The sequence below is a fragment of the Streptomyces sp. S063 genome (assembly GCF_002832675.1).
Lineage (GTDB): Bacteria > Actinomycetota > Actinomycetes > Streptomycetales > Streptomycetaceae > Streptomyces > Streptomyces sindenensis.
Genome location: NZ_CP021707.1, coordinates 3,470,192 through 3,490,784, shown reverse-complemented (window position 1 = coordinate 3,490,784; position 20,593 = coordinate 3,470,192). Strand labels below are relative to the sequence as shown.

At 70.9% G+C, this 20,593-nt stretch carries 20 protein-coding genes and 4 tRNA genes; 12 read left to right on the top strand and 12 right to left on the bottom strand.

The window, feature by feature from the left end:
- Positions 1 to 8: 8 nt before the first annotated feature.
- Positions 9 to 923 (top strand): phosphoribosylaminoimidazolesuccinocarboxamide synthase, encoded by a 915-nt coding sequence (locus CCZ36_RS15920; RefSeq protein ID WP_069740122.1) that lies wholly within the window; start codon positions 9 to 11, stop codon positions 921 to 923.
- A 58-nt stretch (positions 924 to 981) separates the two neighbouring features.
- On the opposite strand, the gene CCZ36_RS15915 is transcribed toward CCZ36_RS15920, so the two are convergent.
- The 8 genes from CCZ36_RS15915 to CCZ36_RS15880 all read right to left on the bottom strand — a co-directional run bounded on the left by CCZ36_RS15915 (position 982) and on the right by CCZ36_RS15880 (position 5,872).
- A tRNA-Gly gene (locus tag CCZ36_RS15915) sits at positions 982 to 1,054 on the bottom strand.
- A 23-nt stretch (positions 1,055 to 1,077) separates the two neighbouring features.
- Positions 1,078 to 1,698 carry a response regulator transcription factor gene (locus CCZ36_RS15910; protein WP_069740121.1) on the bottom strand — a complete coding sequence of 207 codons (621 nt, stop codon included), beginning with the start codon at positions 1,696 to 1,698 and terminating at the stop codon, positions 1,078 to 1,080.
- On the bottom strand, positions 1,695 to 3,173 hold the full coding sequence (locus tag CCZ36_RS15905; protein WP_234427902.1) for a sensor histidine kinase: 1,479 nt from the start codon (positions 3,171 to 3,173) through the stop codon (positions 1,695 to 1,697). The genes CCZ36_RS15910 and CCZ36_RS15905 overlap by 4 nt, the downstream gene beginning before the upstream one ends.
- A gap of 1 nt (position 3,174) precedes the next feature.
- On the bottom strand, positions 3,175 to 3,996 hold the full coding sequence (locus CCZ36_RS15900; protein ID WP_069740120.1) for an ABC transporter permease: 822 nt from the start codon (positions 3,994 to 3,996) through the stop codon (positions 3,175 to 3,177).
- The gene (locus CCZ36_RS15895) at positions 3,993 to 5,000 is read right to left on the bottom strand and encodes an ABC transporter ATP-binding protein (RefSeq protein WP_069740119.1); all 1,008 of its coding nucleotides are present in this window, start codon (positions 4,998 to 5,000) and stop codon (positions 3,993 to 3,995) included. Before CCZ36_RS15895 ends, CCZ36_RS15900 begins: the two co-directional genes overlap by 4 nt.
- 129 nt (positions 5,001 to 5,129) lie before the next feature.
- Positions 5,130 to 5,202, bottom strand: a tRNA-Gly gene (locus tag CCZ36_RS15890).
- Between the two features lie 79 nt (positions 5,203 to 5,281).
- A tRNA-Gly gene (locus CCZ36_RS15885) sits at positions 5,282 to 5,353 on the bottom strand.
- A gap of 183 nt (positions 5,354 to 5,536) precedes the next feature.
- Complete coding sequence (locus CCZ36_RS15880) at positions 5,537 to 5,872, bottom strand: histone-like nucleoid-structuring protein Lsr2 (protein WP_069740118.1); 336 nt, start codon at positions 5,870 to 5,872, stop codon at positions 5,537 to 5,539.
- A gap of 419 nt (positions 5,873 to 6,291) precedes the next feature.
- Here CCZ36_RS15880 and purS point away from each other — a divergent pair, with 419 nt between their 5' ends.
- The 9 genes from purS (at position 6,292) to purM (ending at position 15,760) form a co-directional block, all read left to right on the top strand.
- Positions 6,292 to 6,540, top strand: a complete 249-nt coding sequence (gene purS / locus CCZ36_RS15875; protein WP_069744404.1) for a phosphoribosylformylglycinamidine synthase subunit PurS — start codon at positions 6,292 to 6,294, stop codon at positions 6,538 to 6,540.
- Positions 6,537 to 7,217, top strand: a complete 681-nt coding sequence (gene purQ, locus CCZ36_RS15870) for a phosphoribosylformylglycinamidine synthase subunit PurQ (protein WP_069744403.1) — start codon at positions 6,537 to 6,539, stop codon at positions 7,215 to 7,217. Before purS ends, purQ begins: the two co-directional genes overlap by 4 nt.
- Positions 7,214 to 9,463, top strand: coding sequence for a phosphoribosylformylglycinamidine synthase subunit PurL (gene purL, locus CCZ36_RS15865; protein WP_128817914.1), 2,250 nt, complete (start codon positions 7,214 to 7,216; stop codon positions 9,461 to 9,463). The genes purQ and purL overlap by 4 nt, the downstream gene beginning before the upstream one ends.
- Positions 9,464 to 9,577: 114 nt before the next feature.
- Positions 9,578 to 10,084, top strand: coding sequence for an ArsR/SmtB family transcription factor (locus CCZ36_RS15860; protein WP_069740115.1), 507 nt, complete (start codon positions 9,578 to 9,580; stop codon positions 10,082 to 10,084).
- Between the two features lie 28 nt (positions 10,085 to 10,112).
- A complete protein-coding gene (locus tag CCZ36_RS15855) occupies positions 10,113 to 11,000 on the top strand; it encodes a M23 family metallopeptidase (RefSeq protein WP_128817913.1) in 888 nt (295 codons plus the stop codon).
- A gap of 9 nt (positions 11,001 to 11,009) precedes the next feature.
- Positions 11,010 to 11,807 carry a maleylpyruvate isomerase family mycothiol-dependent enzyme gene (locus CCZ36_RS15850; protein ID WP_128817912.1) on the top strand — a complete coding sequence of 266 codons (798 nt, stop codon included), beginning with the start codon at positions 11,010 to 11,012 and terminating at the stop codon, positions 11,805 to 11,807.
- 122 nt (positions 11,808 to 11,929) lie between these two features.
- Positions 11,930 to 12,769: an META domain-containing protein gene (locus CCZ36_RS15845; protein WP_079149749.1), complete on the top strand. Its 840-nt coding sequence runs from the start codon at positions 11,930 to 11,932 to the stop codon at positions 12,767 to 12,769.
- A 330-nt stretch (positions 12,770 to 13,099) separates the two neighbouring features.
- The gene (purF, locus tag CCZ36_RS15840) at positions 13,100 to 14,626 is read left to right on the top strand and encodes an amidophosphoribosyltransferase (protein ID WP_128817911.1); all 1,527 of its coding nucleotides are present in this window, start codon (positions 13,100 to 13,102) and stop codon (positions 14,624 to 14,626) included.
- 60 nt (positions 14,627 to 14,686) lie between these two features.
- Positions 14,687 to 15,760 carry a phosphoribosylformylglycinamidine cyclo-ligase gene (purM, locus tag CCZ36_RS15835; RefSeq protein WP_069740110.1) on the top strand — a complete coding sequence of 358 codons (1,074 nt, stop codon included), beginning with the start codon at positions 14,687 to 14,689 and terminating at the stop codon, positions 15,758 to 15,760.
- A 149-nt stretch (positions 15,761 to 15,909) separates the two neighbouring features.
- Here the strand turns inward: purM and CCZ36_RS15830 are convergent, their stop codons facing one another.
- The gene (locus CCZ36_RS15830) at positions 15,910 to 16,167 is read right to left on the bottom strand and encodes a DUF3073 domain-containing protein (RefSeq protein WP_006125824.1); all 258 of its coding nucleotides are present in this window, start codon (positions 16,165 to 16,167) and stop codon (positions 15,910 to 15,912) included.
- A gap of 282 nt (positions 16,168 to 16,449) precedes the next feature.
- On the bottom strand, positions 16,450 to 17,541 hold the full coding sequence (locus CCZ36_RS15825; protein WP_128817910.1) for a Leu/Phe/Val dehydrogenase: 1,092 nt from the start codon (positions 17,539 to 17,541) through the stop codon (positions 16,450 to 16,452).
- Between the two features lie 176 nt (positions 17,542 to 17,717).
- Between CCZ36_RS15825 and CCZ36_RS15820 the strand changes: the two genes are divergently transcribed.
- The gene (locus tag CCZ36_RS15820; protein WP_128817909.1) at positions 17,718 to 18,563 is read left to right on the top strand and encodes a hypothetical protein; all 846 of its coding nucleotides are present in this window, start codon (positions 17,718 to 17,720) and stop codon (positions 18,561 to 18,563) included.
- Positions 18,564 to 19,219: 656 nt separating this feature from the next.
- Positions 19,220 to 19,426 carry a developmental transcriptional regulator BldC gene (gene bldC, locus CCZ36_RS15815; RefSeq protein WP_003949541.1) on the top strand — a complete coding sequence of 69 codons (207 nt, stop codon included), beginning with the start codon at positions 19,220 to 19,222 and terminating at the stop codon, positions 19,424 to 19,426.
- A gap of 582 nt (positions 19,427 to 20,008) precedes the next feature.
- Here the strand turns inward: bldC and CCZ36_RS15810 are convergent.
- Both CCZ36_RS15810 and CCZ36_RS15805 read right to left on the bottom strand, forming a co-directional pair.
- Positions 20,009 to 20,302: a DUF6274 family protein gene (locus CCZ36_RS15810; RefSeq protein WP_128817908.1), complete on the bottom strand. Its 294-nt coding sequence runs from the start codon at positions 20,300 to 20,302 to the stop codon at positions 20,009 to 20,011.
- Positions 20,303 to 20,456: 154 nt separating this feature from the next.
- Positions 20,457 to 20,531 (bottom strand) — tRNA-Asp (locus CCZ36_RS15805).
- Between the last annotated feature and the right edge of the window lie 62 nt (positions 20,532 to 20,593).

Sequence of the window (20,593 nt, the reverse complement as noted above, 5' to 3'; positions counted from 1 at the left end):
GAGGCACCGTGTCCGGTTTTGTAGAAAAGCCCGAGCCCGTACAGGTTCCGGGCCTCACCCACCTGCACACCGGCAAGGTGCGTGACCTGTACCGGAACGAGGCGGGCGACCTCGTGATGGTCGCCAGCGACCGTATCTCCGCGTACGACTGGGTCCTGCCGACCGAGATCCCCGACAAGGGCCGCGTCCTCACCCGGCTCTCGCTCTGGTGGTTCGACCAGCTCGCCGACCTCGTCCCCAACCACGTCATCTCCACCGAGCTGCCCCCGGGCGCCCCGGCCGACTGGGCGGGCCGCACCCTCATCTGCAAGTCGCTGCGGATGGTGGAGGTCGAGTGCGTGGCGCGCGGCTATCTGACCGGCTCCGGTCTGGTGGAGTACGACGCCACCCGTACGGTGTGCGGCATCGGCCTTCCCGAGGGTCTGGTCAACGGGTCCGAGCTGCCCGGCGCGATCTTCACCCCGGCCACCAAGGCGGCCGTCGGCGATCACGACGAGAACGTCAGCTACGAGGACGTCGCCCGCGAGGTCGGTGTGGAGACCGCCGCCGAGCTGCGGCGCACCACGCTCGACGTCTACGCCCGGGCCCGGGACATCGCGCACGAGCGCGGGATCATCCTGGCCGACACGAAGTTCGAGTTCGGCTTCGAGACCACCGAGGACGGAACCGAGCGGCTGATCATCGCCGATGAGGTGCTGACCCCGGACTCCTCCCGCTTCTGGCCCGCCGCCACCTGGGAGCCCGGCCGCGCGCAGCCCAGCTACGACAAGCAGTTCGTGCGCGACTGGCTGACCTCGCCGGCCTCCGGCTGGGACCGCGGGAGCGAGCAGCCGCCGCCGGCGCTGCCGCAGGAGATCGTGGACGCGACCCGCGCCAAGTACATCGAGGCGTTCGAGGTGCTCACCGGCACCAGCTGGGCGTAACGAACGGCGGACACGGAGAAGGCCCCGGACCGAAAGGTCCGGGGCCTTCTTCCTGCGGAGCGGACGACCAGGTTCGAACTGGCGACCTCAACCTTGGCAAGGTTGCGCTCTACCAACTGAGCTACGTCCGCAGTGCGCCGAAGCGCGATGCCTACTATACCCATCCTCGCTCGCGTGCGAGACGCACTGCCGTATGCCGGTTCTCCGCACCGATCTTGGAGGCGGCCGAGGAGAGGTAGTTGCGTACGGTCCCCTGGGACAGCGAGGCCCGCTCGGCGATCTCCGCGACCGGCGCCCCGTCCGCCGCCAGTTCGAGCACCTCGGCCTCCCGGGCGGTCAGCGGGGAGTCCCCCGCGGAGATCGCGTCGGCGGCCAACTCCGGATCCACATAACGGTTTCCGGCGTGGACGGTACGGATGATCTCGGCCAGCCGCCGGGCGCTGACGGTCTTGGGCACGAAGCCGCGTACGCCGGCGGCCAGGGCCCGCTTGAGGTGCCCGGGACGGCCGTGACTGGTCACGATCATGGTGCGGCAGTCGGGCAGTTCGGCCCGCAGCGATGTGGCGACCTTCACACCGTCCGCGCCCGGCATCTGAAGATCCAGGACGGCGATGTCGGGCCGGTGCGCCAGAGCCATCGCCAGGGCCTCGGGCCCGCTCGCCGCCTCCGCGACCACGACGAGGTCCTCCTCCAGGGCGAGCAGCGCGGCCAGCGCGCCCCGGATCAGATGCTCGTCGTCGGCCAGCAGGACGCGCAGGGGCCGCGCGGTGGTCATCGTTCCTCCGGGAGGGCGGAAGGGGCGGGAGAGGGAGAGGGGGTGGAGGGGGCCGGGGGGCCGTCGTCCGGGCCGGGCTGTTCGCCCGAGCCCGAGGAGGCGGGCTGTCCCTCCGAGGGCAGGGGCCCGCCCGAGCCCGGCAGCCCGTCCGGGGCCCCGGGGGCGCGCCCGGCCCGGGCCGGAACAGTACGCCCGCCCGCCCCCCGGCCGGAGGCCGTCAGTGGCACCGTTGCCGTCACCCGGAACAGATCGTCCCCGACCGGTCCCGCGGTGAGGGTTCCGCCGAGCGCCCCGAGCCGTTCGCGCAGCCCCGCCAGGCCCGAACCGCCGCCGTCGCCCCCGCCGCCGAGCGGGTCGGCGGCGCCGGCCCCGTCGTTCTCGACCTCCAGGACCACCGCGTCCCGCGTCCGGGCGAGCCGGATCGAGCAGTGGCGCGGGTCGCCGTGGCGCAGGACGTTCGTCGCGGTCTCGCGCACCACCCAGCCGAGCGCCGCCTGCACGGCGGCCGGAGCACCGATACCGGCCGGGCCGTCCGCGCCCTCGACGGTGACCGAGATCCCGGCGGCCTGCAACACGCCCCGCGCCCCCATGAGTTCGGTGGGCAGATCGGCCTCCCGGTAGCCGCGTACGACATCGCGGACCTCCTGCTGCGAGGCCCGGGCGATCCGCTGCACCTCGACCATCTGGTCCACCGCCGCCGGGTTGCCGCGCTGGGCCAGCTCCACGGCCAGCTCGCTCTTCAGGGCGATCACCGACAGGTTCCGGCCCAGCACGTCGTGCATGTCCCGGCCGAACCGCAGCCGCTCCTCCGCCACCGCCAGGCGGGCCTGCATGTCCCGCGCCTCCTCCGCCTGCCACATCACGGACAGGCTCCAGGCGCTCGGACGGGCCGAGACGAGCACCAGCAGGGTGACGACGACCAGGGAGACGACCGCGCCGAACAACTGCCCGCCCGGTACGCCCACGGCCGCCAGGAGGGCCGTGCCGGCCACCGAGAAGGCGGCGGCGTGGAGCAGGAACGTCCGGACCGGGACGATCAGGACGTACGGGATGGAGAACGCCACCGGCAGGTCCAGAACCAGCAGGACGAGCCCCTCGTCCCGGACGCCTCCCACCGCCGCGAGGGCCACCACGAGGCCGGTCATCGCCACCTGGAGGGCGGCGGGCAGCCGCAGCCGCCCGGGAGGGAACGGAGCCAGACCCCGATAGGCGTCGAAGGCGGGCGTCAGGTTGCGGCTGCTCAGCACGGACTGGGCGATGTTGGCGACGAGGAACGCTGCTCCCAGGGCGATGGCCACCGCTCCCTCGTCCAGGGCCTCGGAGAGCGGCAGCAGACCCCAGGACACCGCGAAGAGCCAGGTGATCGAGGAGAGCGTCACCCGGGTGTAGAGGTCGATGCGCTGGAGTTTGCTGCGCTCGTGCCAGCTGCGCCGCCAGCCCCGTACCCGACCGATCACGCCCTTCAGCCCCTTCATGTCAGCCGCGCGGATCCCAGCGGAACCACCGTCGCACAGCAAACACGCCGAAAGCGGTCCAGGCCAAAGCGGTCGCCCCGGCCGTGAACAGATCGCCGCTCTCCACGCCGCCGAGCCAGCCGTGCCGGACGAGGGTCATCACGCCCGTCATCGGCAGCAGCTCCAGTACGGAGGCCAGCCTGTCCGGGAAGACCGCCAGCGGCACGAACAGTCCGGAGCCGAAGAGCGAGACGAAGTACAGCGGCAGGGTGGTGAGCTGCGAGGTCTGCACGGTCCGGGTGATCACGGCGGTCGCCGCCGCCAGCGCGGACATCAGGACGAAGCCCAGCACCAGCCCGGCCACCAGCAGGTCGGGGCGGTGCGGCGCGCTCAGGTCGAAGGCGATGGCCCCGGCCGCCACCAGCAGCACGCACTGGGCGAGCGCCAGGGCGACGGACGGCAGCGCGGTGCCGATGAGGATCTCGCGGTCGGAGATCTCGCCGGTGCGCAGCCGCTTCAGGACGAGTTCCTCGCGCCGGGCCACGTAGGCGGAGACGAGGTTCATGTAGACGACCTGGACGAGCACCATGCCGATGCCGCCGGTCAGGGTGGCGCCCGCGACGGTCATCCCGGTGCCGCCGAGGTCGACCTGTTCGAGCGAGGACCGGATGGCGAAGATCATCACCAGCGGCAGCAGCAGGGCCACGGCGATCGCGGTCCGGTTGCGCAGCAGAAGGAGCATCTCGGCGCGGCCGAGAGCGGTCAGCCGCCGGGCCACGGCCGCCGCACCCGTGGGGGAGGCGGCGGGCGTCCGGTCGCGGACGGGGGTCGTGGTGGTCGTCATGCCGTCACCTTCGTCGTGGAGCCGGAGCGGGCGGGGCGGCCCGGGACCTGGCGGGGGTCCTGGTCCCGGGGGGCGTGCTGGGTCTTCGCGATGTCGAGGAACGCCTCTTCCAGCGATGCGGAGCGGGCGTCGAGGCCGTGCAGCCGTACGCCGGACTCCCGGGCCCATTCCAGGAGTTCGTGCAGCGACTCCTGGAGGGAGGGGGTACGGATCTCGACCCGGGGCCCCTCGGCCGCCGCCCGCAGCGAGAGCGGGAGCCGGGCCGCGGGGACCGCGTCGGGGAGGACGAACCGGATCCGGGCCGGCTGCCGCGCTGTCACTTCGGCGATCGTCCCGGTCGTGACGACCCTCCCCTGATGCATGATCGCCAGGCGGTCGGCGAGCGCCTCGGCCTCCTCCAGGTAGTGCGTGGTGAGCAGCACGGTCGTACCGTTGTCCCGCAGGGCCCGTACGAGCTCCCAGGTCTCCTGCCGGCCCTCGGCGTCCAGACCGGTCGTCGGCTCGTCGAGGAAGAGCACCTCGGGCCGGGAGGTCAGGGCGAGCGCCAGGTCGAGGCGGCGCTTCTCGCCGCCGGACAGCTGCTTGACCCGGACGCCCGACCGGGCGGTCAGGCCGACCATCTCCAGGGCCTCGGCGGCGGGGCGGGCGCCGGTGGTGCAGGCCGACCACATGCGTGCGGTCTCCAGGACCGTGAGGTCCGAGGGGAAGCCGCCTTCCTGGAGCATGACGCCGGTACGGGGGCGGACGGCGGCGCGTTCGCGGTACGGGTCGTGGCCGAGGACCCGGACCGTGCCGTCGGACGGTGCCGCCAGGCCCTCCAGGAGTTCCACGGTGGAGGTCTTGCCCGCGCCGTTCGTCCCGAGCAGGGCGAACAGTTCGCCGCGGGCCACGGAGAAGGAGATCCCGGACACGGCCTCGAAGCCGTCGGCGTAACGGCGGCGGACCCCGTTCGCCTCGATCACGGGACCGTTCGCGCGGTCGCTGAGAATGTCGTCGCTGGTCATGCCTCCAGGCTTCCGCCGGATCGGGCCCGAGAGCAGTGCGCGCTGTCATCACCGCTCATGACAAACGTCATACGGTGACGGAAGAACGCCAAAGGCCCCGATCGAAAACGATCGGGGCCTTTGCCTCTGAGCGGACGACCAGGTTCGAACTGGCGACCTCAACCTTGGCAAGGTTGCGCTCTACCAACTGAGCTACGTCCGCAGTGCAGCCACTCGGCTTTCACCGGTGGAGCGAGCACTACTCTACCTGATCCATCGAAGTGGTCCGGAGAGTCGTGCAGAGCGGGTGACAGGAATTGCACACTGCGCCTTCCCCCTGGAAGGGGGCTGTTCTACTACTGAACTACACCCGCACGCTGCGTGGGATTCGGCTTTGCGGCCTCGCCCCTCGGCGTGCTCCAGACTCTAGCCGACCTGCGGGGGTGTCGCGCAAGTCGGCTCCCCGCCGGGCTCGCGGAGCGCACCCGCCGGAGGGCCGGCCGGCCCTCCGGCGGTCCGCCCGGGGCGGCCTGACGGGGCGTCGCGCGACCGTCGGATCAACCCGCCGCGGCGAACGCCTCGTAGACCTTCTTCGGGATGCGGCCGCGGGCCGGCACGTCCATCCGGTGCGAGCGGGCCCAGGCGCGGACGGCCGCCGGGTCCGGGGCGAGGGAGGTGTGACGGTAGGCCGTGGGCGTCCTGCCGTGCTTGCCGGCGTTTGTCTGCTTACGGCCGGCGGCCACGTAAGGCGCGAGCGTCTTCCGCAGTTTCTTCGCGTTGGCGGGATTGAGGTCGATCTCGTACGTCTTCCCGTCCAGGGCGAAGGTCACCGTTTCCGCCGCCGCTCCCCCGTCGATGTCGTCGGAGAGTGTCACCACTACGCGCTGAGCCACGGATATCGGTCCTTTCCTGCGGCACCGGCGCGTTCTGCGTGCGCGGATGCCGGCCTTCCGGCTGCCGGCGGGCGGAAGCGGATCGACGAGGTGTCGACTGTTCCGTTGTCCCCGGGGCAATGGTGCTTTCCCCGGTAATCATTTGTACAGCGGCGGGTGCCGCATTGTGAAGCCCCACCAATTAGGTGCGCGTGTCCGTGTGCAATCCGTGTGCAATCCGGGTGGGTTTTTTCCAGACCTTTTCCGGGCGGTGTCGCGGCCGATATACGGACGTGATCTACGGGGTGCCCTCGCCGGGCGGGCCCCGCCCGATATCTACCCGCGTAGAAATTTTGGCCAGGTACGCTGAGTGGACCCGCGGGGGTCTGGGGAACCCCCCGGAGAGACAGCCGCACCACACCACCACACCGGGAGTGCCAGTGGCACGCGTCGTAGTCGACGTCATGCTCAAGCCCGAGATCCTCGACCCGCAGGGACAGGCGGTGCAGCGCGCACTGCCCCGTCTCGGCTTCGAGGGAATCGCGGACGTTCGTCAGGGAAAGCGTTTCGAGCTGGAGGTCGAGGGGCCGGTCGACGACGCCGCCCTCGCCCGTATTAACGAGATGGCCGAGACGTTCCTCGCCAACACCGTCATCGAGGACTTCGTCGTGAAGGTGGAGGAGAAGTGACCACCCGTATCGGCGTCGTCACTTTTCCCGGCACCCTCGACGATCAGGACGCCCTGCGCGCCGTCCGTATCGCGGGCGCCGAGCCCGTGTCCCTGTGGCACCGCGACAAGGACCTGCACCAGGTCGACGCGGTCGTCCTGGCCGGTGGTTTCTCCTACGGGGACTACCTCCGCGCCGGTGCCATCTCCCGCTTCTCGCCGGTGATGGAACCCCTCATCGAGCAGGCGAAGGCCGGGATGCCGGTCCTCGGCATCTGCAACGGCTTCCAGATCCTGACCGAGGCGCATCTGCTGCCCGGCGCGATGCTGCGCAACAACCACCTCCACTTCATCTGCCGCGACCAGAAGCTGCGGGTGGAGAACGCGGGGACCGCCTGGACGTCGGACTACAGCGCCGGCCAGGAGATCAGCGTCCCGCTCAAGAACATGGACGGCCGGTACACCGCCGACGAGCGCACGCTCGACGAGCTGGAGGCCGAGGGCCGCGTCGCCTTCCGCTACCTGGACGGCAACCCCAACGGCTCGCTCCGTGACATCGCGGGCATCACCAACGCCGCGGGCAACATCGTCGGCCTGATGCCGCACCCGGAGCACGCCGTGGAGCCGCTGATCGGCACCGGCCGCACCGACGGCCTGGGTTTCTTCACCTCGATCATCAAGAAGCTGGTCAACGCATGAGCCTGGATACGGTCAAGCACGCGGCCGAGACCCCGGACGCCGCGCAGCCCTGGAAGGAGCTCGGCCTCAAGGAGGACGAGTACGCCCGGATCCGCGAGATCCTGGGCCGCCGTCCCACCGGCGCCGAGCTCGCCATGTACTCCGTGATGTGGTCCGAGCACTGCTCGTACAAGAGCAGCAAGGTCCACCTCAAGCAGTTCGGCGAGAAGGTCCCCGAGAACGACGCGATGCTCGTCGGCATCGGCGAGAACGCGGGCGTCGTCGACGTCGGCCAGGGGTACGCGGTCACCTTCAAGGTCGAGTCGCACAACCACCCCTCGTACATCGAGCCCTACCAGGGCGCGGCCACCGGTATCGGCGGCATCGTCCGCGACATCCTCGCCATGGGCGCCCGCCCGGTCGCGGTCGTGGACCCGCTGCGCTTCGGCGCGGCCGACCACCCCGACACCAAGCGCGTCCTGCCGGGCGTCGTCGCGGGCATCGGCGGCTACGGCAACTGCCTGGGCCTGCCCAACATCGGCGGCGAGGTCGTCTTCGACTCCTGCTACCAGGGCAACCCGCTGGTCAACGCCGGCTGCATCGGCGTCATGAAGCACGAGGACATCCACCTTGCGCAGGCGTCGGGCCCCGGCAACAAGGTCATCCTGTACGGCGCCCGCACCGGCGGCGACGGCATCGGCGGCGTCTCCGTGCTGGCCTCGGAGACCTTCGAGTCGACGGGTCCGGCCAAGCGGCCCGCCGTCCAGGTCGGCGACCCGTTCCAGGAGAAGCTCCTCATCGAGTGCACCCTGGAGATCTTCAAGGAGAAGCTCGTCGCGGGCATCCAGGACCTCGGCGGCGCCGGGCTCTCCTGCGCCACCAGCGAGCTGGCCTCCGCCGGCTCGGGCGGCATGCGCGTCGAGCTGGACACCGTGCCGCTGCGCGACTCCTCCCTCTCGCCCGAGGAAATCCTCATGAGCGAGTCGCAGGAGCGCATGTGCGCGATCGTCGAGCCGCAGCACGTGGACCGCTTCCTGGAGATCTGCGAGAAGTGGGACGTCATCGCCACCGTCATCGGTGAGGTGACCGACGGCTCCCAGCTGGAGATCTTCTGGCACGGCGAGCAGATCGTCGACGTGCCCCCGCGCACGGTCGCCCACGAAGGCCCGGTCTACCAGCGCCCGTTCGCCCGCCCGTCCTGGCAGGACGCGCTCCAGGCGGACGACGCGGGCAAGCTGCCCCGGCCGCGGACAGGCGCCGAGCTGAAGGACCAGGTCCTGAAGCTGGTCGCTTCCCCGAACCAGGCCTCCAAGGCGTGGATCACCGACCAGTACGACCGCTTCGTGCAGGGCAACACCGTCCTCGCGATGCCGGAGGACGCGGGCATGGTCCGCATCGACGCCGAGTCGAACCTGGGTGTGGCGCTGGCGACCGACGGCAACGGCCGGTACGCCAAGCTCGACCCGTACACCGGCGCGCAGCTCGCGCTGGCGGAGTCGTACCGCAACGTCGCCGCCTCCGGCGCCAAGCCGCTCGCCATCTCGGACTGCCTGAACTTCGGTTCGCCCGAGGACCCGGACGTCATGTGGCAGTTCGCCGAGGCCACGCGCGGTCTCGCGGACGGCTGCCTGGAGCTGGGCACCCCGGTCACCGGCGGCAACGTCTCGCTCTACAACCAGACCGGTGAGACGGCGATCCACCCGACGCCGGTCGTGGCCGTGCTCGGTGTGATCGACGACGTGAACCGGCGTACGCCCGTCGCCTTCGCGGAAGAGGGCCAGCTCCTCTACCTGCTGGGCGACACGGCCGAGGAGTTCGGCGGCTCGGCCTGGTCCGAGGTCGTCCACAACCACCTCGGCGGCCTGCCGCCCAAGGTGGACCTCGGCCGCGAGAAGCTGCTCGCGGAGATCCTCATCTCGGCCTCGCGCGACGGCATGATCGACGCCGCGCACGACCTGTCCGACGGCGGCCTGATCCAGGCGGTCACCGAGTCCTGCCTGCGCGGCGGGAAGGGCGCCCGGCTGGTCGTGCCGGACGGCCTGGACGCGTTCACGTTCCTCTTCTCGGAGTCGGCCGGCCGCGCGGTCGTCGCGGTCCCGCGCAGCGAGGAGCTCCGCTTCACCGACATGTGCGGGGCGCGCGGTCTGCCCGTCGCCCGCATCGGTGTCGTGGACGGCGAGGAGATCGAGCTCCAGGGCGAGTTCTCCCTCCCGCTGAGCGAGCTCCGTACGGCGCACGAGGCGACGATCCCCGCGCTGCTCGCCTGAGCCGCGCGCCGACCGGCGTCTCACGAAGCCCCTGCCCGGGCCGCCCGGGCAGGGGCTTCGGCCTTCCCCCGAACCCTCTTGATGGAAATTACGTAATTACGTAAGGTTGGTGTCATGGAGCTGGAGCAGCGGGTCGCCGAGCTGGAGAGGCGGCTCACGGCGCTGGAGCGACGGGACCCCGAGTCCCCCCGCCTGGGCGACGGCGACTTCTGGGCGCTGGAAGGGCTGAAACAGCAGCTCGCCGATGTCGGGGAGGCCGGGGCCGACGGGGGAGTGCTCTACACGGGCTCGGTCCGGCTGCCCACCGGCGAGCAGTACGGATGGCAGTACGGCGCCTTCACCGAGGCCCTGTTCGACGGGGACTGGACGGACGCCGCCGAGTCGTTCGCCGCCCTGGGCCACCCGGTCCGGCTGCGCCTGCTCCGCGAGATCCTCGGCGGCCTCAGGACGGCCGCCGAGCTGGCCGCGCTCGACGGCGCCGGCACCACCGGCCAGATCTACCACCACCTGCGCCAACTGACGGGCGCGGGCTGGCTGCACGCGGCGGGGCGCGGCCGGTACGAGGTACCGCCCGCCCGGGTCGTACCGCTCCTGGTGGTGCTGACGGCGGCGCGGCCTTGAGAACCGCAGACAGCAGGGGGAAACGATCATGTCCGTCCGCAAAGCCGTTCCGGCCGCCATGCGGCTGTCCTGGCTGGTCCTGCTCGCGCTGATAGCCGGTGAGTTCGTCACGGATCTGCCCGGACCGGGCTGGACGACCACCTTCCTGCCCGCGATGGTCGTGCTCGCCCTCATGGTGGCCACGACCACCCTGCAGGCCCGGGCCGCCGCGCCCCGGGGCGAGCCGAGGCCCCCGGTCGAGGTCGAACCGCCGGTCACCGGCCGCTGGAGCGCCCTGAACAGCCCGGCGGACAAGGTGCCGAGCCACGGGACGCATGTGTACGGGCAGACGTACGCGATCGACATCGTGGCCGACCCGGAGACGGCGGAGGGCGAGGCCCCCGCCCGGCCGGCGTTCCGCTGGCTCTGGCCGCTCTTCCGCCGCAACAGCGCCTTCCCGGCCTTCGGCGCCCCGCTGCTCGCGGTGGCCGATGCCACGGTCGTGACCGCGAGGGACGGCCGGCGCGACCACCTGAGCCGGAACTCACTCCTGGGCCTCCTCTACCTGATGTTCGTCGAGGGCAACGTCCGCTCGATCCTCGGAGTGCACCGGGTCGTCGGCAACCACGTCGTCCTCGACCTCGGCGACGGCACGTACGCCGTCTACGCCCACGCCCAGCGCGGCTCGCTCCGGGTGAAGGCCGGGGACACGGTCCGGGCCGGGCAGTGGATCGCGCGGTGCGGGAACTCCGGCAACAGCTCCGAACCGCACCTCCACCTCCACCTCATGGACAGCCCGGACCTCGACGACGCCCGGGGCATCCCGTTCACCTGGCGGGGCATCGGGGTTCCGGCGAACGGCGAGACGTTCACGGTCGACGAAGCCGAGGCGCGGATCGCGGAAGCCCGGCCGGGCGATGTCGGCGGTGCCGGTTAGTCTCGGCCCATGCCCCCGGCCAAGAAGCGCCCGCGCGTCTACGACCACCGCAGGACCCGGACGGCGGTCCTCGCCCAGTACGCCCATGTGCGCGACGCCGTCGCCGCGCTGACGCCGCAGCAGCTCGCCCGGCCGACCCGGCTCGGTGACTGGGCGGTGCGTGATCTGGTCGCGCACATCGCGCAGGGGCTCGGCTCGGTCAGCCGGGACCTGGCCCTGCCGGAGCCGCCCGGACCCAAGCCCGCGACCACCCTCCTGGAGTGGCCGCCGGCCGTCGCCGCGGTCGTCCGGGACCCCGAGGCCCCGGCCCCGGCGGCCGGCCTCCCCGATCTCCTCGCGCTGTACGGGGAGGTCGAGGCGGCCTTCCTCGCGGACGTCCCCGCCGCCGGCACGGGGGACCGGCTGCTGCCCACCCGGGTCGGCTCCATGCGGCTGAGCGACTACCTGGTCACCCGGACCGTCGAACTGGTCGTCCACACGGACGACCTCAACGACGCGCTCGGGCTGGAGGTCCCGTACGACCGGCAGGCGCTGGCCGCCTGCACCCGGCTGCTGGCGGACACCCTCGCGGACCGGGCGCCGGGCGGCTCGGTCGAGGTGCGCGTCCCGCCGTTCGCGGTGGTCCAGTGCATCGGCGGGCCCAAGCACACCCGGGGCACCCCGCCCAACGTCGTGGAGACCTCCCCGCTGACCTGGATCCGGCTCGCCACCGGGCGTACGGAGTGGGCGCGGGCCCTGGAGGACGCCGAGGTCAGCGCCAGTGGTGAGCGGGCCGATCTGGCCGCCCTGCTCCCGCTGCTGCGCTGAGCAGGGCCGCCCGGCGGCCAGGGCATTTCCAGGAGGCGGCACCCCGGTTCCGTACGCCCAAGCGGAGCGGGCGGAACCGGATCGGACCCTCGTACCGTCCCATCGCCATGCACACACAACGGATGACTCTCAGCGTCAGCGTCCTGGCCCTCCTCGCCCTCGCCGCCTGCGGTACGGAGTCGGGTTCCGGCTCCGGCAAGGGATCCGGCGACGGCGGTGACACCGTGCGGAGCGATGTCCCCGTCACCGGCGTGGCGTGGAGCGTCGACTCGGTGACCGTCGGCGGGAAGAAGACCGAGGCCCCGGAGGGGGCCCGCCTGGAGATCGACCCGAAGGGGCGGGCCACCGCGGACTTCGGCTGCAACCACATCAGCGTGGACGCGCAGGTCAAGGGCGACCGGATCACCCTGGGCAAGCCCGTCACCACCCAGATGGCGTGCGACGTGAAGATCGAGAGGTTCGAGAAGGCCGCCATCGACGCGATGGGCGGCGAGCACACCGCGAAGCTCTCCGGCGACAAGCTGACCCTCACCACGGAAAGCGGCGACACCATGGCGCTCAGCGAGGAGAAGCCGGCCGACCTGGTGGGTACCAGGTGGACGGTCGACACGCTGCTCGACGGGCAGACCGCCACCACCGTGCCCGCGGATCTGCCGAAGGAGCGCACGCCGCACCTGACCTTCGCCGAGGACGGCACCGTACGCGGCAACGCCGGCTGCAACTCCTTCAGCGGCAAGGCCACGGTCAAGGGCTCCACGATCGTCTTCGGGCCCACGGTCAGCACCCGCAAGATGTGCCCGGAGGCCCAGATGGAGACCGAGCGCGCCGTGCTCGCCGCCCTCAAGGGCACGAAGACGTACACGATCAAGGGCAGCACACTGACCCTGGCCGCCGACGACGGCAAGGGGATCGGGGCCACAGCCGCTCCCGCCGGGGCCGAAAACAGCTCCCAGCACGGCTGAACCCGGCTCCTCGGTGTGAGGCTCACCACGAAACGAGCGTTCGGCCAGCAGTCCGGGCGAAGATCGGCCGGGCTCACCGAGCGCCACGGCCGCCGTCCACCGCCCACCCCGGCTACCCGTCGGTAACCAGCCGCTCGGCCCGGAAGTGAGCGCCGCGTCCGTCCCGGACGCTTCGCGCCCTCCGGGCGGGCGTCACACAGGGTCACCGGGCGAAGTCCCGCGAATCGCCCGCCCCGGGCGGCGGGCGGGCCCGTTCCCCGTGCTCCACCGCGCGTTTGCCCCCCGGTCCCCAATTCGGACCAGTGGTCGATCTCGCCTACACTCGGTGCCGTGCCCCGTGGTGATGGACGACTCAACCACGACCTGCTCCCCGGAGAGAAAGGCCCCCAGGACGCTTGTGGCGTCTTCGGTGTCTGGGCTCCGGGTGAAGAGGTCGCCAAGCTCACCTATTTCGGACTGTATGCCCTGCAGCACCGCGGACAGGAATCCGCGGGCATCGCAGTGAGCAACGGGTCCCAGATCCTGGTCTTCAAGGACATGGGACTGGTCTCGCAGGTCTTCGACGAAACGTCTCTGGGTTCCCTCCAGGGCCATATCGCGGTCGGTCATGCCCGCTACTCCACCACCGGTGCCTCGGTGTGGGAGAACGCGCAGCCGACGTTCCGTGCCACCGCGCACGGCTCGATCGCCCTCGGCCACAACGGGAACCTGGTCAACACCGCCCAGCTCGCGGAGATGGTCGCCGACCTCCCGCGCAAGGACGGCCGGGCGACCCAGGTCGCCGCGACCAACGACACCGACCTGGTGACCGCGCTGCTCGCCGGACAGCGCGACGAGAACGACAAGCCGCTGACCATCGAGGAGGCCGCCGCCACGGTGCTCCCCGACGTCAAGGGCGCTTTCTCGCTCGTCTTCATGGACGAGCACACGCTCTACGCCGCCCGTGACCCGCAGGGCATCCGCCCGCTGGTCCTGGGCCGCCTGGAGCGCGGCTGGGTCGTCGCCTCCGAGTCCGCCGCGCTCGACATCTGCGGCGCCAGCTACGTGCGCGAGATCGAGCCGGGCGAGCTCGTCGCCATCGACGAGAACGGTCTCCGCACCTCTCGATTCGCAGAAGCGAAGCCCAAGGGCTGTGTCTTCGAATACGTCTACCTGGCCCGCCCCGACACCGACATCGCCGGGCGGAACGTCTACCTCTCCCGCGTGGAGATGGGCCGCAAACTGGCCGCCGAATCCCCCGTCGAGGCGGATCTCGTCATAGCGACCCCGGAATCCGGCACCCCCGCCGCGATCGGGTACGCGGAAGCCAGCGGCATCCCCTTCGGCGCCGGACTGGTCAAGAACGCCTACGTCGGCCGGACCTTCATCCAGCCCTCGCAGACCATCCGCCAGCTCGGCATCCGGCTCAAGCTCAACCCGCTCAAGGAAGTCATCAAGGGCAAGCGCCTGGTGGTCGTCGACGACTCGATCGTCCGCGGCAACACCCAGCGCGCCCTGGTCCGGATGCTCCGCGAGGCCGGCGCCGCCGAGATCCACATCCGGATCTCCTCGCCGCCGGTGAAGTGGCCCTGCTTCTTCGGGATCGACTTCGCCACCCGCGCCGAGCTGATCGCCAACGGCATGACCGTCGACGAGATCTGCACCTCCATGGGCGCCGACTCGCTGGCGTACATCTCGATCGACTCGATGATCGAGGCGACGACGATCGACAAGCCGAACCTCTGCCGTGCCTGCTTCGACGGTGAGTACCCCATGGACCTCCCGGACCCGGAGCTGCTCGGCAAGCAGCTGCTGGAGACCGAGCTGGCGGCGGGCCCCGCGGCGACCGCCGCGGCCGACGCGCTGCGCCGTCCGTGACCCGGACGCGCCGCCGCATCCCCCACCAGCCCCGTATCTCCACACGAAAGATCCCAGGCCATGTCTGAGACAACAGGTGCTTCCTACGCGGCGGCCGGCGTCGACATCGAAGCCGGTGACCGCGCCGTCGAGCTGATGAAGGAGTGGGTGAAGAAGACCCAGCGCCCCGAGGTCGCCGGCCTCGGCGGGCTCGGCGGCTTCGCCGGTCTCTTCGACGCCTCGGCGCTGAAGCGCTACGAGCGTCCGCTCCTCGCCTCCGCCACCGACGGTGTGGGCACCAAGGTGGACCTGGCCCGCCAGATGGGCGTGTACGACACCATCGGCCACGACCTGGTCGGCATGGTCGTGGACGACCTCGTCGTGTGCGGCGCCGAGCCGCTGTTCATGACCGACTACATCTGCGTCGGCAAGGTGCACCCCGAGCGTGTCGCGGCCATCGTGAAGGGCATCGCCGAAGGCTGCGTCCTGGCGGGCTGCGCCCTGGTCGGCGGCGAGACGGCCGAGCACCCGGGTCTGCTGGGCCCGGACGACTTCGACGTCGCCGGAGCCGGTACGGGCGTGGTCGAGGCCGACCGCCTGCTCGGCCCGGACCGTATCCGCGAGGGTGACGCCGTCATCGCCATGGCGTCCTCCGGTCTTCACTCCAACGGGTACTCGCTCGTCCGCCACGTGGTGTTCGACCGGGCCGGCTGGTCCCTGGACCGCGAGGTCGAGGAGTTCGGCCGCACGCTGGGCGAGGAGCTCCTGGAGCCCACCCGGATCTACTCCCTGGACTGCCTGGCCCTCACCCGTACGACCGAGGTGCACGGCTTCAGCCACGTCACCGGCGGCGGCCTGGCCAACAACCTCGCCCGGGTCATCCCGGACGGGCTGCACGCCACCGTGGACCGCTCCACGTGGACGCCCGGCGCGGTCTTCGACCTGGTCGGCAAGGCAGGTCAGGTCGAGCAGCTGGAGCTGGAAAAGACGCTCAACATGGGCGTCGGCATGATCGCGATCGTCCCGGCCGATTCGGTGGACGCGGCCCTGACGACACTGGCCGACCGCGGGGTCGACTCCTGGGTCGCCGGTGAGATCACCGGCCGCGGAGACCACGCGACGGGCGCCGAGCTGACCGGGACCTACGCACGCTGAGCGCGCTCACACGGTGGTGCGCCGGGCGTTCCGTGCCCGGCGCACCGGGCACGGAACGGAGACCGGATCGCACTCCGGGCAACCCGGACCGGGACACACAGAACCCGGCCCGGGGCAAGCCCGGGCCGGGTTGAAGTGTCAGCGCGAGGTCAAGCGCCGCGGCGCTGTGACGACGGGCCGGACTGGTCGTCCTGATCGTCGTCATCGTCCTGATTGTAGCGATCCGCGTACTGTGCGTACGGGTCATCTTCCTCGTCGTCGTCCTCGAACGGCTCAGCGTTCGGTGGCTGACTCGAAGGCGATGCGCCCAGCTCATTGGCCAGACGCGACAGGTCCGTCCCGCCGCTGCTGTACTTCAGCTGGCGGGCGACCTTGGTCTGCTTGGCCTTTGCCCGGCCGCGCCCCATGGCTCGACCCCCTCGGTGACGGGGCTCGACGGCCCCAGAGTCTTGACACGCGTTCATGTTTCAGGACGGACTCTCGGCAGAGAGACCGCGCCCGTAGGGCTTTAACGGTACCTGCTTCCGTGGCCATACGGTACGCCGCCCGCATCCCGGTCCCCGGCACAGGGCCAGTGAGGAGCCCCGTCCTCGCTGGTCAACTGCGATTTTAACCTCTTGTGGAGGTACGACCCGCCGACCGGCGTGAGTCTTGTCTCGCCGGTCGGCCGGTCGTGGGCGGCCACCGGGTCAGCGCGAGCGCGCCTCCGCCATCCGCTGCTCGGCGAGCCGGTCGGCCGCCGCGGCCGGCGGAATCCCGTCCGTCTTCGCACGTGCGAATATTTCCAGCGTGGTGTCGAAGATCTTCGTCGCCTTCGCCTTGCACCGGTCGAAGTCGAACCCGTGCAGCTCGTCGGCCACCTGGATCACGCCACCGGCGTTGACCACGTAGTCCGGTGCGTAGAGAACCGACCGGTCGGCCAGGTCCTTCTCCACGCCCGGGTGTGCCAGCTGGTTGTTGGCCGCGCCGCACACCACCTTCGCGGTGAGCACGGGGACCGTGTCGTCGTTCAGTGCGCCGCCGAGCGCGCACGGCGCGTAGACGTCCAGCCCCTCGGTACGGATCAGGGCGTCGGTGTCCGCCGCCACGGTGACCTCGGGGTGCAGGTCGGTGATCGCGCGCAGCGACTCCTCGCGGACGTCGGTGATCACGACCTCGGCCCCGTCGGAGAGCAGGTGCTCGACGAGGTGGCGGCCGACCTTGCCGACGCCGGCGACGCCGACCTTGCGGCCGCGCAGCGTCGGGTCGCCCCACAGGTGCTGGGCCGAGGCCCGCATGCCCTGGAAGACGCCGAAGGCGGTGAGCACCGAGGAGTCGCCCGCGCCGCCGTTCTCGGGGGAGCGGCCGGTGGTCCAGCGGCACTCCCGCGCGACGACGTCCATGTCGGCGACATAGGTGCCGACGTCGCAGGCGGTGACGTAGCGGCCGCCGAGCGAGGCGACGAACCGGCCGTAGGCGAGGAGGAGTTCCTCGCTCTTGACCGTCTCCGGGTCGCCGATGATGACGGCCTTGCCGCCCCCGTGGTCGAGGCCGGCGAGGGCGTTCTTGTACGACATCCCGCGCGACAGGTTCAGCGCGTCGGCGACGGCGTCCGCCTCGGAGGCGTACGGGTAGAAGCGGGTGCCGCCGAGGGCGGGGCCCAGGGCGGTGGAGTGGAGGGCGATGACGGCCTTGAGGCCGCTGGCACGGTCCTGGCAGATCACGACTTGCTCGTGGCCCCCCTGATCCGAGTGGAACAGGGTCTGCAGTACGTCAACGTGCCCGCTAGTCACATCGGTCACTGTGGTGACTCCCAAAGAACGAAGCGGCGGAGGCCCTCCTAGGGGTGGGGAGGGCCCCGGACCGACCGGCACGGCCGGTCCGATGGGCAAGAGCGTAAGTCCTCCGCCGCCGCGTATCTGCCCCCGCGCGAAGGATCACCCTCCAGGGCCTGCGCGGCCGTGGCACGATGCGCTCCATGTCGGTGGTGTCTTCGGTGCGCGTCCCTTACACGTCCTACCTCCGGATCTACGAGCCGCTCGCCGCCTTCGCCGAGCCGGAGCGCAGCCACTGGGCGCGGTACGCCCAGCGCGAGGAGCTCCCCACGGCCCAGGACGAACTGCGCCGCTCGCTGGCCGACCTGGCGTCGACGCCGCCGGTCGCGGTGCCCGTGCACGAGAGCGGCGACGCGTTCGTGACGGAGCTGGACGGGGTGGTGTGCGTCTGCCCGTGGCGGACCCGGCTGCGGGGCTGGCTGGCCCTGGAGGAGCTGGGGGGCATGTTTCCGGCCAACGTGCTCGACGCCGTGCTGCCCGCGGTGGTGCGCGGCCAGGCGGCGGCGGACCACGAGCGCTGGCGGCGGCTCCACCCGGACGCGCGGCCGTGGATCCGGACCACGGTGTGGCAGGTCCCGGTGCGCTGGTTCGTCCTCTTCCACGACGAGGAGCGGGAGTACACGGCGGCCGACGGTGCGGGAGCGGGACCCGTCCTGCGGTACCGGACCCCGATGGTCGAGGCACGGCGCCGCCTGGCCCGGGCGCTGCGGACGCTGCGGGAGAGCGCTCCGCAAGGGCCGCTCACCGAAGGCCTGGTGGACGTGGGGCGGTGGCTGGAGGAGTTCCATCCGCGCTCGCTGGTCGAGCTGGACTACGGGGGGCTCGTCCACGCGCTGCCGGCGGACCGGCTCGCCGGGGACCGGTCGGCGGCGGATGTGGCGGAGGGGCTCGCCGCGCTGCGGGACGGCGACAGCGAGGGCGCGGGGGAGGCGTACGCGCGGCTCGCCGAGCGCTGGCGGGCGGTCCGGGACCGCCAATTCACCAATTGACGTGAAAAGGCCCACAGCGGCATCAACGCGACGGAACCGGGGCATCCTTCATCCAGGACGAAGGGCCGGGACGCGAAAAGGAGGGAGGAGGCGGCACGGACGGACCGTGAACCGACGGGTGATCCGTGAACCGGTGTTCTGTGAACCGGTGTTCCGTGTGACACGTGAGGTCTCATGGGACGGGTGAGGCAGAGGTGCACGTCACGGGGCTCGGGACCTACGTCCCGAACCGGGCCTTTGCCTCAAGCGTGATGGACAGCACTAACGGGGCCCTTGCGTCTATCCCTAACCCTCATGCCAAAATAGGACAAGGAGTCCGGGGAGGGCTCCTTCTGTCCAAGTAAGGGCAGGATGCTCGACATTGCACTCTATGGGGGGTCTGACGACTCCTGCTCACTCTGTGACTGATCGTCACTGGTGCGTGACTGTCCGCTATGGCATGGTCCATCGGCTTCCGTCGCTGATGAACACCTGGGAGGGCAATTCCATCGGTTTGGCCGACGTGGCTGGACGGATGGTGTAGTTGTAGTGCCGAGGACAAGCCGTTCGTCCTATAACCGACTCGGCCCGCGTCCGCCATTTCGGGCAACGCGGGTCAAGGTGCAGAATTTAGAGGAAAGAACCGAGAAGGTTCGGTTCTCCCGAGGAGGCCGCTCATGACCGCTCGCACCCCTGATGCCGAGCCGCTGCTGACCCCGGCTGAGGTTGCCACGATGTTCCGCGTGGACCCGAAGACGGTCACCCGTTGGGCCAAGGCTGGCAAGCTCACGTCCATCCGCACGCTCGGTGGACATCGCCGGTACCGCGAGGCAGAGGTCCGCGCACTGCTTGCGGGTATTCCGCAGCAGCGCAGCGAGGCCTGACACACCCCTGCCGACCAGCAATAACAGCAGCACAGCAGTACCGCAGCACAGCACAACATCCGGGCAGCTGCCAGGTCCCCCAACCCCAGTCGCCCACCCATAGCTCCACTCGACGGACGCCTGCCCCAACGGGCGTCATACCTGTGTTCCACGGGTTTCGTCGTATCGATCGCGCTGGACTCCGCCGGGTCCAGCGCGATCTTTTTGTGCCCGGACGAGGCCTCTCCGGCCGGCCCCCGGGCCGCCCGGACGGCCCCTGGGCAGCGCTCTCCCGGCCGCTCCCGCGCCCGGACCGACCCGGGGTCAGAACCGGGCGGTCGGTCGGCTTCAGGGGGGCGACGGGGGCGTTCGTGAGTCTGTGAGCGGGTCTGTGCGGGAGTGTGGGTGAGCGTCCCGGACGCGGTGGGACAGCCCCGGACGGAACGGTCTCCGCAACTCCACGAACCCCGTGCAATTGCACATATTAAATTCACCAGTTGTAGGGGAGGCGTAAAATCCCCCGGTCTGAAAACTCTTTCGGTGACTACCGTCACATCGCCTGATGCTTGCCAACTACGAGCGTGCCACTGTGCGAACGCGGAGTCACCCGGCCGATGGTCGTGTCGCGGGGGGTCTTTCGTCCTCGTTCCCGACCGGACGCCCGGTGTTCTCGACCGTCCGCCCGGGGGCGTTCTCCGGAGCGGCGGGGGCGCCGGCGGGGGCCGTGGCGGCCTCGGCCGCTCCTTCGGGCTCCGAGGCCGCCCCAGGCTCCATGGCGAGCCGCAGGAGGCGATGGCAGACCGCGCAGTGGCGGGTGAGATGGCCGTAGGCGGAAGCGGCCGCCAGATGGGCGCGCAACAGCGCGCGGGTCTCGTGTCGTGCTGTGGACGCGGACATACGAGCCACCTCCCGGTGGTCCCGGCCGTCCCCCGCCCGCGAGCAGCGCCGGGGGTACGGATACGGCCTCTGCTCCTCCGGGGTACCCGCGGCGGACGGAGCCGTCAAGACGCGAGAAAGCCCGGATCGAAACGATCCGGGCTTTCCTCTACTGCGGTCCTGACGGGATTTGAACCCGCGGCCTCCACCTTGACAGGGTGGCGAGCACTCCAAACTGCTCCACAGGACCAGGTTTTCGCCGCTTGCCTTGCGGCTTGCTGCGAAACCAGACTGTACAGGAGGTGGGAGGCC